The organism is Ochrobactrum sp. XJ1 (assembly GCF_024701725.1).
GTDB classification, from domain to species: domain Bacteria; phylum Pseudomonadota; class Alphaproteobacteria; order Rhizobiales; family Rhizobiaceae; genus Brucella; species Brucella anthropi.
This window is the reverse complement of record NZ_VDGD01000007.1, coordinates 188906-202067: the sequence shown is the minus strand read 5'-3', so window position 1 is coordinate 202067 and position 13162 is coordinate 188906. Positions and strand designations below refer to the sequence as shown.

The window sequence follows — 13162 nt, the reverse complement described above, 5'->3', positions numbered from 1 at the left end:
CAGGCTCAGCTTGCCTGAGAAAGAGCAGTTTGCGTAACTGCCGGTTTCTGTCTGCGGGGTTTTGACCCACGCAGCCGGTTGTAGAGGTCCAGATGTTCCTTTGCGCAATCGACATAGTGGACCGGATTGCGGATGGAATGATGCAGTCTATCCCATATGCTCGGCTCGCTGAGCACTTCTGTAAAACGGTCGGCCAGATCCTCGGCGCTGCGAACACGGAAATGCAGGCCGTCTTCGCCATCGCGGATTTTCTCAGCCATGCCGCCAATATTCGAGCAGATGACCGGACGGCGATGGTGCAGCGCCTCCTGAATGACAATGGGTGAATTTTCCCACCAGATTGAGGGCATGACCACCCAGTCGACCGACTGCATGAGGCGCGGCATTTCAGCATTCTGGTACGCACCATAGAAACGCACACGCGGACCAGCCTCTTCAATCAATTTCTGCATGCGTTCCTGAAAAGCGGGTGGCTGCTTTTCCAGATTGCCGCCGAAGATCATCAGGCGGGAATCCTCGCCCCATACCTGTTCCGGCACACGCGATACGGCATCGACCAGAACGTCTATGCCCTTGAACGGGTTGATCTGACCGAAAAAGGCAAAGCGACTGCGACGCGGGTTCGGGCCGGTCAGCTCACGCGGAGGGGTAACATCACGGATGGCGATGCCGTTCTCGATGACTGCCATCTTGTCGGGGTTGAGGCCCCATTCCAGATAGCGGTTGGCAAGGAACTCGCTCGGCGACACAAATGCGTCGGCCAGTTCCAGCATGCCGCGCACGAAACGTTCGCGCTTGAGAAAACGCGCTGGCGGTATCTGCGGAAAACAGCCGTGGCAATCGATAGGGGACGCCTCGTTGCAGAGCTTGGAGGTGCCAGCTTTGACCATCTGGCCATCATTGTTGCAGATCGACAGGAATTCATGAAACGTTACCAGAATGATGCGATCCGGCAGTGCCTCGCGGATGGCATAGAGCGTTTCAAGCCCGAGGCCGAGAACATGATGGAAATGCACGATGTCCGGATCGAAGTCGCGGACAAAGCGCAGCAGGTCACGGCGGATTTCATCGGTGTTCTTGTTCGACAGATAGAAGTGATCGTATTCGTCGGCATGGAACAGGATTTCGTCGCTGGCGCGCCGCATGCTCATGAGAGCCGTCGTGCCATGCCGAGGGATCGGATGAGCGGCTCGGGCCAGATAGACTGACTGCACATCGGGAATGGTGTTCAAACCCTTGTGCAGATTGTAGGAAGCGATTTCACCGCCACCGAGCGAGATCGATGGGTGAGCGTGCGAGATGACGAGAACACGGAGTTTATCGCTCATGCGGGTTCCTCCACCTGTACGTTACGCCTGCCAGCGAGAATGGAGGACCACCGTGCATCGAAGACCTGCCGGTCAATGCGCTCAATGAGCGCTATGGTCGATGCCCTGTCAGTTACGGATGTATCGTCTGCTCCCAGCATCTGCGCTGATGGTAACCAATAGGAGCGCAAGCCCGATTGTTTGAGTTTCAATCCGAGATCCAGTCCCTTTTCATGGGTGCCGAGATAACCGCGCGTGAAACCACCGACGGAAAACAGGGCTTCACGCGGAAGGATGCAGCACTCGAACGTAGCCGTTGCGACTTCCGTCAAGAACATTCCTGAAACGGCGTCGATGGGATAACCGGCGTAGCGGCTAATCAGAGCGCGATCCGCCGACATGCCGGATTGCGGTCCGGCAACCCAGGTTCCCGCCCAGCGAATTGAATCATCCTCATAGGCAAGGGTGGGAGACAGCACGCAGTCCTTGTGCGCTTCATAGGCGCTGATGAGCTTGTTCAGCCATCCGGAGCGGCGCGGCAGCAGCGATCCGGCCAGAAATATGACCTGATCTGTCGAAACCGTGCGGGCGCCGACTTCCAGTGCATCGTAGAGGTCTTCCGACCCCGTAGCTGAAACGAGCCTGATGCGCAGGCGGTAGAAATCCGCAAGACGCCTGATTTGTACGCCGATGCGGTCGATGATCTCGGTTGCAGCTGCGATTACGATTGGCGCGATGCGGGTTTCGGGATCAAGCGCGAGAAGCGCCAGCAAAGGTTCGATTTCCTCGACGCGCTCGTCGATGCCGATGATGATCGCAGGCCCTATCGCATCTTCGAAGGGGCCGAGATCGACTACGCCAAAGACTTCCGGCGCAGGACGGTTGACGCCGCGTAGCAGCGGCACGAGCTGCTGGTCGACAATATGGCGCAGCGCCCATGCATTTGGATCGGTCGCGCGGATTTGCCGTACGATAGCGTCACGCGAGGTGACACGGGTTGGCGTCAATGGAAAAAATGCGCGCCGTCCGTCGCTGATTGCAAGTTCTAGATAGAATGGCGATGTGCTGTCGCCTGCAAGCTCGGGTGCAAAGGCAACGAAACCATGCGCGTGACGGCTGGGGTCCAGCCCGGCATTGAATGGCGGCTGATTGTCGAATTCGTGGGTGACGTCGGGCCGGTCGATGCGGGTCCAACTGGTATCGATCTGGATTTCACCGCGATGACGGCGCAGCTTCACACTTTCCACGTGGCTATCGGGATCGAGCAGCCAGCCCGAAACCAGCATGCCGCTGCCTTCCACCCGGAAGACATTGTCTATCCCCATCCGGACAGGAAAGGGAAGGCTGGATACCGTGTCGGCACCATCGAAACGGTTTGCGGCGGAACGCATGCGCAGCAGGATGTCTGTCGAGCTGCGTACCCGCGGCAGAATTGCCCGGATATGGCCCGGCGTTTCACGCGAGCCGGACAGCAGCCTGCGGTCGTAGACTTCGGTAAAACGCCAGCCCCTTCGCCCGCGAAACAGAAGCCGTTCGATATCAGTCGGTTCGACCGGTTCGTTGGCAAGAAGAAGGCCTGCAAATCCGGAAGCTTCATCATTGAGATCTGGCCGTGCGAAAACGCTGACTGCGCATTCCGCAAGTGATGGATTCTTGCCGCTGATCAGCAGCCGGGTTACGGCGGGCGTCAGATCCTGCGCCCAGCCCTGAACGAAAATCTCGCCTTCATCGCTGCCGCCGATGAGTTCGATGCAGCCGTCAGAACGGGCCCCCGCCTGCAGCAGAACGGTGATGGCCGAAAGTTTCTTCCGGCTGATAGGGCCGGAAATCAGACCTTCCACCAGTTCATCGATGACGCCCGGCAAGCTCGGTCCGGCTAGATCGCCGATCATGGCGACAAAATCGGCAATAGAAGCGGAGCGCGATGCGAAATTGTAGCGGGCGACCTTTGCCCGGTGTTGGAACATGATCGTCTTGAGAGTGCCACGGCGCAAAGCAGCCGTTGGCACGATGGCGACGAAACCATGTGTTCCGGCAGGTGAAGGCTCCCTGAGTGGCCATGTAATCAGGTTCGTCTTCACGCTCATGGCAGGATCGCCATTCAGGAACGCTGTTACCTGATCGTTTGTTGCACTGCCGATGCCGAGCACCAATGCCAGCGTGTCTTCGATCGCGCTGCCGACGACCATTTCACCCTCCATCATCATGGGAGGGCGATCCGGTGCACGAGTTGGTCTTGCTGTCGGCTGCTGCGTGATAGGTCTCTCGTCTTGCGCCATAAGGTTTTTCCTCAGGGCATGACCGCAAGGGTCAGCAATGCGCCTGCGACAAAACCCGTCAAGACGGCAGCCAGCAAGATCAGGAACTTGAGGTCGCCGCCGCTTCGCTTGCGCACGTCATCCAGACGCTGTTCCAATCCTGCAACAACGCCGTCCATGCGCATGATGTGCACGTCAAGTTCGGTCATGCGCTGATGGAGATCGGTTCGCAGACCGTCGACGGAGCTTGCAATGTCCAGCAGTTCTGCCGGGGCGGCATTGCCGGATGCATCAAGGGTAGGCGCGACGCGCTGCAACGAACGTTGGTTGACTTGCAACTGGCGCTGCGCTGCCATCAGCATGTCGAGCTTGTCCAGAATGCGCGTCATCGGCGCGGCGATAAGCGCTTCGGCCGCCTGTTCGTCGGGCTTCGGTACACGTAGCTTCTGCTCCGCGCCAGACGCATTGGCGGCGACGACAACGAGTTCGCCAGCCCGAGCAGCGGCAAACTGCGGCAGCATCACTTCAAAAGCATGCTTGCCATCGCCGATACCGTTGCGCTTCAGATCAGGGCGATCATTGTCGGCGGGGGCTTCAGCAATAGGCTTATCGTCCAGCAGAACGCGGATCAGAAGCCGTTCTGTCGGAACGGATGGATCGAAGGCCCAGCCATAGAGACGGCCTTCCTCGATGGCGTCAACGCGTCCTTTCATGGCTTCGGTCCTTTGAGGCGCGGCAGCGGCATTGGGGGCCGCTGCCTGTTTGGTTTCCCCCTCGGATGGAACTTTGGTCGCGATGTTCATGATTTACCTCTTATGCTGCCTCGACACGCGCGATACGCAGTGTCCCGATCAGATCGAGATAGCGTGCAGCAGTCGTGTCGATGGTGTCCGGATGACGCGCATTCTCGCTGAGCGACTGGCGCAAGTCCGGGTTTTCCGCCATTCGACGCATCGCCTGGGCGAGCGCGAGCGGATCATTTGGCGGAACGGTAAGGCCATTGACCTCATTCTCAATCATTTCGGCCATTCCGCCGATATTGCTGCATATGACAGGACGGTTTTGTCCCTGTGCTTCCTGAATGACGAGCGGAGCATTTTCCCACCAGATCGACGGCATGATGGCGCAGTCGACGGACCGGATCAGCTGGGCAATGTCCTCACGACGATAAGCACCCCGACGCTGGACAAACGGCGATGTCTCGGCAAAGAGCCGGTCGATTTCGCTGACAAAGCTTTCGCTTTGAAATGGCGCTGCACCATGCACGCGCAATTCGAAATCGAAACCCTCGGAAATAAGTTGCTGTGCTGCTTCAAGCAGGACCGTTGCGCCCTTCCACGGATTGAGATTGCCGAAATAGCCGAAGACCGGTTTGTTGCGCTCGACCTGCCGCGTTTCGGCTGCGGGGCGTTCCGGTTGGCCATTGGGAATGACGCTGATCAGCTCTTCCGCAAGTCCCCATTCGACATAGCGTTGTTTCAGAAACTCACTCGGTGAGACGAATGCATCGACTGCGCTGAGGAGCGATTTGATATGCCGTTCACGCAGTACGAATTTATCAAGCGCGATGTCCTTGAAACAGGCATGGCAGCGGTCAGGACCGGCCCCATGACACAGTTCCTTTCCAGTGGTGCGAACCATCAGGCCATCATGGTGACAGATGGGGTAATAGTCGTGCAAAGTCAGAATGATGCGGCAATCCGGTAAAGTTCGGCGCACGATATGCGGGAATTCGGCGCCGAGCAAAAGCAGATGGTGCAGATGGACGACATCAGGCCGAAAATCCTGCAGTAGTTCGACAATGTCGGGAACGATCCCGTAAAGGTCGATCTGGCTCATGTAGAACCGGTCGAAATGACCGGACCAGAGCAGGATTTCATCGCCGCCATTGCCGATGCTCTGAAAGCTCGTACCGGGACGAGCCTCACGATGCACCTTGTTAGTGGCCCCCATGAACATGGCTTCGCAACCGGCGCGCTGATAGGCGCGGAATAGATCATGCGCGAAAATTTCAGTTCCGCCAGGGTGCAGAGATGGATGGTTATGGGCTGCTATGAGCACACGCTGGGCCATCAGGCAGCACCTCGCGAGGCGATGAAAAGATCCTGATAGTGATCCGCTTCGATGCCGCGCCAGTGACCGAAGGATCTTGTCTCTAGTGTCAGTTTCGCGCCGGCAAGCGCACGATCCAGAAAGCCGTTTTCAAACCCGACCGCGGCAAGCGGCGGCAATTCCGGTACGAACCAGCACGGTCCGTTGCCATGGCGTTCAAATGCAAGTCGTTTGTCCCGTTTGCCAAGGCGGTCGCGCGCGGCCACATCGTCCACGACGAAGGCCGTCATGAATAATTTTCCACCGGGAACGAGGACGCGAGAAATCTGATCGAGATAGGTCTTGACCTCGTCTGACGTCAGATGCGTGACCACCGATGTCATGATGATGAAGTCGAAGCTCTTGTCCGCGAAAGGCAGGACGAGATTGAGCCCGTTGACCGCCCCTTTTGGGTTATAGAGGTCGTGGGCAATATCGATGTGTCGGAACTCGAAGTTCGGATAACGCGATGTGATGTTCTGGCGACACCAGTTCACGCCGCCTGCCACGGGATCAATCCCGGAATAGCGCGCTTTTGCCGAGTCGAGATATTGCGTCAGCGGCACTGCCATGCGACCGATACCCGAACCGATATCGAGCACACGGGCATCGGGTCGAAGCCCGCCCTTGCGAATGAAATGACCGAGAAATTCGGCGCCGACTGCACGATAATCCCCGTCGCCGACGAACACGCTGTTCGGGTCGGGGGAGGGCAAAAAGCGGTTCTTCAAAACAGACTGCATCAGCCAATCGATCTGCGCATCCGGTATTGCTGGTTTGGCTTCAAATTCTGGCTGTTTCAGCGCTACCACGTCCGTCAAGCGGCGCTCCTTTCAGATTTGGTCATGATCACATTGGACAGGTCGGCAGTGCCTTCCTGTTCCTGGGGCAGGACCATCAATTCGGTAATGTCATCATCCCAGCGCTGTGTGTGGAGCCAGGAATTATATTGACTGGCGAGGCCGCGCATGTAATCCGTGCTGCGGCGGATCGAACGGCGCTCGAAATGGTAAAGTGCTACGGCGGGTTCATAGAATATCTGGAAGCCAAGTTGCCTGATCTTCAGGCAGAGATCGCTGTCCTCGTAGTCGCCGATAACATAGTCTTCCGTAAAGCCGCCGACGAGATCGAAGATATCCTTGCGTGTTATCAGGCACGCACCGGTAACCCCCGGCACCTCCCTCGAACGAAGCGCAGGCGGATAGTTGCCCGGCATACCCTTGTAATAATGGTGGTTCAGCCAGACACCCTGACGGTCGCGGGCAAAATAAAGCCCCGCATGTTGAAGCGAGCCATCCTCGAAAAGAAGGCGAGGACCGATTGCTCCGAGCTTGGGCTGATCGAACAGAGGCTGGATCAGCTGCTGCAGCCAGCCATGTTCCGCAGGAACGACGTCGGAATTCAGCATCACGATAGTCGCTCCAGTCGCAATGCTGGCGCCTGCATTGCAGGCACGCGCATAACCACCATTGCGGTTCATGATGGCGAGCTTGAATGGCATATCGTGCAGAATGTGCAAGCCGCCCAGCATATGCTCGGTGTCGTCCTGAATTTCAGGAGAATCCAGCACGAAAATGAACTCTGCATTCTCCGTCAGCCAAGGGTCCGTCGCCATCGACGAGAACTGGAAACGCAGAAAATCCAGGTTGCGGTAGAGTGGAATAACGATGGATGCGAGTGCGGAGGCGGGCGTTGTCCCGTAATCCTTCACTTCGGATATCCGCACCGTTGCGGCGAGCTTCTTCTCAACTTCGGTGAGAGCTGGTCCCAGAATATGCGAGAAGACGTGAGGCCTTGCCTGCTGCGGCGGCACGGACCGCAAGATGCGATTACGCTGCGCCGATGGCTCGAAGGGTTGCGGTGCGGGGACGAGGGGCGCGGTGGTGCCGGACGCGAGACGCATCTGGAACCGCGGCTGCAAGAGCGGCCCAAGATTCTGCACCGAAGGAAGCCAGGCGACAAAGCCCGTCACGTCCTGCTGTGGCGTATCTTCCCGCTTGGCAATTTTGGCTGGAAACTTGTGAAAGTTCGGCTTCAGCGACAGTGCGCTTCCGTTTTCGGGAATATATTCGATATCGGCAAGCATGGCGGCGGGGTCATGCATCCACCCGCCAACAATCAGTCCGCCATCGAGCGCCAATGCGAGATCGATTTCCGCTGCGGGATGGGTGGCCGATTGTGCTATCTGGCGAACAGGGAGCGGAGTGCGCGTTTGCAGGTCGATGGCGACCGCAGCACCGGAAGGGCTTAGTTTGCCGAGCTGGCGAACTAAAAACTCCCGCAAAGCACCATTGCCCTGCCATTTGGTCCACCACTTGGCGAAATCTGTTTGTTCACCGGTCGTTGCCGCAAGCTTGCGAACGGCAACGCCTTTCTGGCCGGTGAACACCAGCAGCAGCGATGACGGCAGGTCTTGCGCTGCTTCCAGCAGAAAATGGCATGGCTGCCAGGCATTGCGAGCCTGCCTGCCCACCACAAATCGTGGCGGAATAACCGTGACGCTGCCGGGTGTGATGCCATAAATGGCCGAAATCTCGCCCAGCATCGGGTCGACTGCGGTTTCAAGAAGGTGATGTCCCTGAACCGGTTCGCCGCAATGCTGGGCCTCGCGCGGTTCCGGCGTCAATGCGAAAGTCAGGTCACGCACGAGGGATGCGAAAGTCTGGTTTCGCGACAGCCGGAAAGTGCTGCGCCACGTGGTCAGAATATTGGTCAGAAGCTTGATGTGGCCGGGTAAGGTGAGGTCGCTCACGACATACTCGACGTCAAAGGGAGCAAGCTCATTAGCCGGATACACGATAGCCTGAGCCGTAGGGCCGAGAGAGCCTGCGGAGAGCCTAAGTTCGACGGGCTCTTTACCCGTGCGCATGGCCCAAAACATGCGTAGGCCGCCATTCTCGAGCGGAATGCCGACGCTCAACAGCGGAACCGGCTGGACCGCTATTTCAAATGTACATTTGGTGGTTGTGCGAGCCGGGCCTGGGATATCCCAGATGACCACAGCGACATCGGCGCAAAGACGGCAAATAGAGAGGTTCTCGGTTTTGCTTTCAGTGTCCGCCGAATGATCGAGGTTCAATGTGAGGCCCTTTCATTCTTGCAGGAAGTTCGGCTTGCAGGAAGTTCCGGGCACGCAAAACTAGGGAAGATGCGTGCCCGGTAAAGACGAAACGTGCCCGACGGGAGGATTGCCGGGCACGCTCTCAATTGTTCAATCAGTGAACAGTGAAGTACTGGTCGGGATGAGCCTGTACATCGTCTGCATTGGTGTTCACGAGGGTAACGGAATCGCCATTGCCGAGATCGACAACGACATTGCCACCAACCTGCGTGACACGATCGGCAAGATCGTCTGCGGAAGCGATATCAAGACCATTGATACCCTTCTGAATTTGCAGAATGTCTTCGCCGGGATTGAAGTCGAGAATGACGTCGTTTCCGCCGCCACCATTGAACAGGAATGTATCGCTGCCATTTCCGCCGATGAGAACGTCGTTTCCGGCACCGCCATCGAGGATATCGCTGCCATTCCCACCGTAGAGAATGTCATTATGCGCGCCGCCAAAGAGCAGGTCGGAGCCGTTGCCGCCCTGGAGAATGTCATCTCCATTGCCGCCATACAGCACGTCGCTGCCATTGCCGCCGCTCAGGACGTCGTTTCCTTCATTACCGAAGAGAATGTCGTTCCCGTTTTCGCCGAACAGGGTGTCGTTACCCGTGCCGCCGAAAAGGATGTCACTCCCGTTACCGCCGAAGACAGTGTCGTTACCATCGCCTCCGAATACGAGATCATCACCGCCATGGGCGCGGATGAAATCGTCAAAGCGGGAGCCGAACAACACGTCGTCGTAGGCGCCGCCTTCTAAAGTGGCCATCTGCTTCTCCTTGTGTTCCTGTATGGGGTTTCCACAAGCCGGAATGCTCCGACCATTATGCTCTTAGTAGTCTGCTCTGCATTAACTGGAATTGCAACATTGGTAATTGGTATAAATTTGGCAACGATAAGTAACAAATTATTACCATTAATTTATATTACAGTTATGTAAACAAAAATATGAATGATATTTATAGTCATTATAATTTCTATTTAAGTTGTATTTACAGAGAAAATAGTTCTAAATTTGAAATATCGAGGTGATGAAAAGAAAAATGAAAATATTTCAATGAGATGACGCCGCGCATGAAATGTCATGCGCGGCGTCCCTCCTTTTCAGAATTTCAACCTATGATCGAGTTTTACTTTGAAATTATCTGATCATTAATCTTCACGGAATGCCCGGTTCAAACTATCAGTGATAGGTGAGACCAAGTAATCGATGGCGCGACGCTCCTTGTGCACGATGATTATCTCGGCGGGCATGCCAGGATAAAGTCGGGCAGTCGGATTTGCGGCAAGTGACGCCGGAGTAATTTCGGCTCGAGCGACAAAAAATGCGGTATCTGTCTTTTCATCGAGTGATTGATCGGCGGCAATATAGGTCAGTTTGCCGTCTAGCGGCGCCATTGAGCGCTGATTGTAGGCAGTTAACCGGATCTGTGCGCCTGCGCCAACCGAGATGCTGTCGATATCACGCGGGCTGATCTTCATTTCAACGACCAAAGGTTCGTTCTCAGGAACGATATCCATGATCGCCTCGCCGGGTGCGATGACGCCGCCCGGTGTTCGCAGCCGGATATTCGCGACAATACCATCCTGCGGCGAGCGAACTTCCACGCGACGCATCACGTCCTTCGCGGCAACGATACGTTCCTGCACATCGGAAAGCTCGACCTGACTGGAGGTGATTTCGCCTGCGATCTCCGACTGGAGATCGCTTTCGATCCCTGTCAGGGCGAACTCTGCGCCGGCTTTTGCCTGTTCGGCTTTCGCCTTGTCACCGGCATATTCACCGCGGTCGCCCGCAAGCTGGCTGAGGCGTGTATCGATTTCCGTGAGTTTCGATTTCTGGGCAAAGCCTTTTTCAACAAGGCTGGCAATCGCCTTGCGCTGTTCGCTGATAAGCTCGATCTGCCGGTCGGTTGCCGCTATCTGCGATGTGGAGGCCTTGGCCTGTTCAGTATATTGCTCAATGGTCTTCTGCTGGATGTCGATCTTGCTCAGTTTCTGCGCAAGTCGTTTCTGGAAGAAGATGTTTTCGGCGCGAATGGCGTTCTGTGCATTCTCGCCGCCATCGGCGAAACCTTCCGGAAAACTGATTTCTTTTTCGCCGGATTGCTCGGCGCGCAGGCGGGCCAGTTTTGCGATCAGGCCGATGCGCCTGCTCTCCAGAGATTGGAGATCGGAGCGTGCCTTGGTGTCGTCAAGCCGGAGCAGGGGCTGGCCGACCTTGACTATGTCGCCTTCCTGCACGAGCAGACGATCAAGAATGCCACCTTCGAGATGGCTGATTGTCTTGCGTTTGGAATCGACAATCACCGTGCCCATTGCGACTGCCGCACTTCCCAGATTGGCGGAATAAGCCCAGGCGAAGAATCCACCGAAAGCGACACCGATTGTGGCGAGGCCTGCAATGATGAGACCGCGCAGCGGTGATCTCGAATCCTCTCGTTCCAGATCAAGCGCCCATTCAGGTTTGACACTGCCGAAACGGGTGAGAGTTTTGTGATCCGATGATTCTGCTCGCGGTGCGAGCAGGCTGGAAACACGACGAGAAATGACTGATTTACCCATCATGCGTTCGCTGCTCCCATTTGCGGGCCGTTATTGGCAGGTGTCAGTGATGCGACGACATCGGTGCGCGGACCGAACTGCGAAATCCGCCCGTTTTCGAGTACCAGCAGCTTGTCGGCGACCTGCATGATAGATGGCCGATGTGCGATCATGATGACAATGGCGCCGTCGTCGCGGGCATGTTCGACGGCTCGAATCAGTGCACGTTCGCCAACGGCGTCGAGATTTGAATTCGGCTCATCGAGAACGATCAGGCGCGGGCGGTTGTAGAGGCAGCGGGCGAGCCCGATTCTCTGGCGCTGACCGCCAGAGAGGGTGAGGCGACCGTCGCCGACCGGCGTGTCATAGCCGAGCGGCATGCGTCCGATCATCTCGTGCACATCGGCAAGGCGCGCGGCTTCCAGCACGCGATGCGGGTCGCTGTCACCCATGCGGGCGATGTTGTCCTTGATGGTTCCATCAAGAAGTGAGACCGACTGCGGCAGATAGCCGGCAATCTCTCCGAAAGAGCCACGTTCCCAGAGATAAACGTTATTGCCGTCGAGGAAAACGCCGCCTGACGTGGGTTTGACGATACCGATCAACAGTCGGGCCAGCGTTGATTTACCGGCAGCCGAAGGACCGACGACGCCCAGCACTTCACCTGGCGAAATCGAGAAGGAGATGCCCTTGATGATCGGAACGTCGACGCCCGGCGCTGCATAGATCAGCTTGTCGATCACGAGATCGCCGTTGGGTCGCGGTGTTGGCATGGTCTGGCGAACGGCCAGATTTTCCGAAAGCAATGACTGAACGCGTTTCCAGCTGGCAATTGCGCTGACCCACTGGCGCCAGTTTTCAACGATTCGATCGAACGGCATCAGCAAACGACCGATGATGATGCTGGTTGCGATCATGGCGCCGGGAGTGATTTCCTGCTGCATGGCAAGCAGCGTGCCGATACCGAGCGATCCAATCTGGATGATGAAACGTGCCGTGCGGGCAATCGAGGATAGGGCACGGGCGCGTGTTCCACCAAGATCGAGTACTTCCAGCGCCTGAACCTGCATCGTTCGCCATCGACGAGCGAGCGCTGGAAGCATGCCCATGGCTTCGATGACTTCGGCGTGGCGCAAGCTGCTGCCGATTTTGGAAACCGCTTCGATGTTAGCTTGATTCGCCTCCTGAATCAGATTTCGGGTCAAAAGGTCGGTGAGCAGACCACACGCCACCAGAATGATGACGGCGACGAGACCGATCACGCCCAACATCGGGTGAAGCAGGAACAGAACGCCGAGGAAAATCGGCGACCATGCCGCATCGAGCGGAGCATTGATGGCCGGGGATGTAAGGAAACTGCGCAACTCGTTGAGATCGCGCAACGTCTGCGTCGCTTTCGGCATCCCCTGATTCACAGAGGCCTGCACCGCTGCTGTCAGAACCGCGAGGTTCAGGCGGCGCACGAGCGCGCTGCCCATGGCCTGGAAGGAAAGCGAGCGGATATATTCCAGCACGCCGAACACCAGCATCGCACCAATGGCGAGCACGGTCAGCATGGTGAGCGTGTCCATGCTTCGGCTGTTCAGCACCCTATCATGAACCTGCAACATATAGAGAGGTACAGTGAGTTGTAGCAAATTGATACAGGCGCTCAGCAGCACTGCATAAAGTAGTCCCGACAGGAAAACGCGGCGGGCCTTGAAAATCAGGCCTTTGGGCGTAGTTACCGAATCGTCCTGCCCCTTTTTGTGCGCAGGGCTCTTGCCAATCGATTTGAATTCGCGAGTATCATTCATACGCTATCTGCCTTGGAATGGTCACAGGTGGCGGATATCCCTAAAAACTGTGTGCTAGTT

At 56.8% G+C, this 13162-nt stretch carries 9 protein-coding genes; all 9 read right to left on the bottom strand.

All coding sequences use genetic code 11. The features are described 5' to 3' along the window. Positions 1 to 5: 5 nt before the first annotated feature. Positions 6 to 1328, bottom strand: coding sequence for a glycosyltransferase family 4 protein (locus tag FG152_RS14455; protein ID WP_010658627.1), 1323 nt, complete (start codon positions 1326 to 1328; stop codon positions 6 to 8). Then, positions 1325 to 3496, bottom strand: coding sequence for a glycosyltransferase family 2 protein (locus FG152_RS14450; RefSeq protein ID WP_235926205.1), 2172 nt, complete (start codon positions 3494 to 3496; stop codon positions 1325 to 1327). Before FG152_RS14450 ends, FG152_RS14455 begins: the two co-directional genes overlap by 4 nt. A 101-nt stretch (positions 3497 to 3597) precedes the next feature. Continuing rightward, the gene (locus FG152_RS14445; protein ID WP_010658629.1) at positions 3598 to 4368 is read right to left on the bottom strand and encodes a hypothetical protein; all 771 of its coding nucleotides are present in this window, start codon (positions 4366 to 4368) and stop codon (positions 3598 to 3600) included. A gap of 10 nt (positions 4369 to 4378) precedes the next feature. Beyond that, entirely contained in the window at positions 4379 to 5638 is a 1260-nt protein-coding gene (locus FG152_RS14440; protein WP_010658630.1) for a glycosyltransferase family 4 protein, read from the bottom strand. Next, complete coding sequence (locus FG152_RS14435; protein WP_010658631.1) at positions 5638 to 6477, bottom strand: class I SAM-dependent methyltransferase; 840 nt, start codon at positions 6475 to 6477, stop codon at positions 5638 to 5640. The genes FG152_RS14440 and FG152_RS14435 overlap by 1 nt, the downstream gene beginning before the upstream one ends. Further along, complete coding sequence (locus FG152_RS14430) at positions 6474 to 8735, bottom strand: glycosyltransferase family 2 protein (RefSeq protein WP_151576815.1); 2262 nt, start codon at positions 8733 to 8735, stop codon at positions 6474 to 6476. The genes FG152_RS14435 and FG152_RS14430 overlap by 4 nt, the downstream gene beginning before the upstream one ends. A 136-nt stretch (positions 8736 to 8871) precedes the next feature. Next, the gene (locus tag FG152_RS14425; protein WP_010658633.1) at positions 8872 to 9531 is read right to left on the bottom strand and encodes a calcium-binding protein; all 660 of its coding nucleotides are present in this window, start codon (positions 9529 to 9531) and stop codon (positions 8872 to 8874) included. Positions 9532 to 9914: 383 nt separating this feature from the next. Further along, positions 9915 to 11330 (bottom strand): HlyD family type I secretion periplasmic adaptor subunit, encoded by a 1416-nt coding sequence (locus FG152_RS14420; protein ID WP_010658634.1) that lies wholly within the window; start codon positions 11328 to 11330, stop codon positions 9915 to 9917. Continuing rightward, positions 11327 to 13102: a type I secretion system permease/ATPase gene (locus FG152_RS14415; protein WP_012092860.1), complete on the bottom strand. Its 1776-nt coding sequence runs from the start codon at positions 13100 to 13102 to the stop codon at positions 11327 to 11329. Before FG152_RS14415 ends, FG152_RS14420 begins: the two co-directional genes overlap by 4 nt. Positions 13103 to 13162: the final 60 nt, after the last annotated feature.

Excerpts from the sequence above, each read along its gene's own strand:
- FG152_RS14455 (WP_010658627.1), bottom strand. The coding sequence starts at position 1,328 with ATGAGCGATAAACTCCGTGTTCTCGTCATCTCGCACGCTCACCCATCG.
- FG152_RS14450 (WP_235926205.1), bottom strand. The coding sequence starts at position 3,496 with ATGGTCGTCGGCAGCGCGATCGAAGACACGCTGGCATTGGTGCTCGGC.
- FG152_RS14445 (WP_010658629.1), bottom strand. The coding sequence starts at position 4,368 with ATGAACATCGCGACCAAAGTTCCATCCGAGGGGGAAACCAAACAGGCA.
- FG152_RS14440 (WP_010658630.1), bottom strand. The coding sequence starts at position 5,638 with ATGGCCCAGCGTGTGCTCATAGCAGCCCATAACCATCCATCTCTGCAC.
- FG152_RS14425 (WP_010658633.1), bottom strand. The coding sequence starts at position 9,531 with ATGGCCACTTTAGAAGGCGGCGCCTACGACGACGTGTTGTTCGGCTCC.
- FG152_RS14420 (WP_010658634.1), bottom strand. The coding sequence starts at position 11,330 with ATGATGGGTAAATCAGTCATTTCTCGTCGTGTTTCCAGCCTGCTCGCA.
- FG152_RS14415 (WP_012092860.1), bottom strand. The coding sequence starts at position 13,102 with ATGAATGATACTCGCGAATTCAAATCGATTGGCAAGAGCCCTGCGCAC.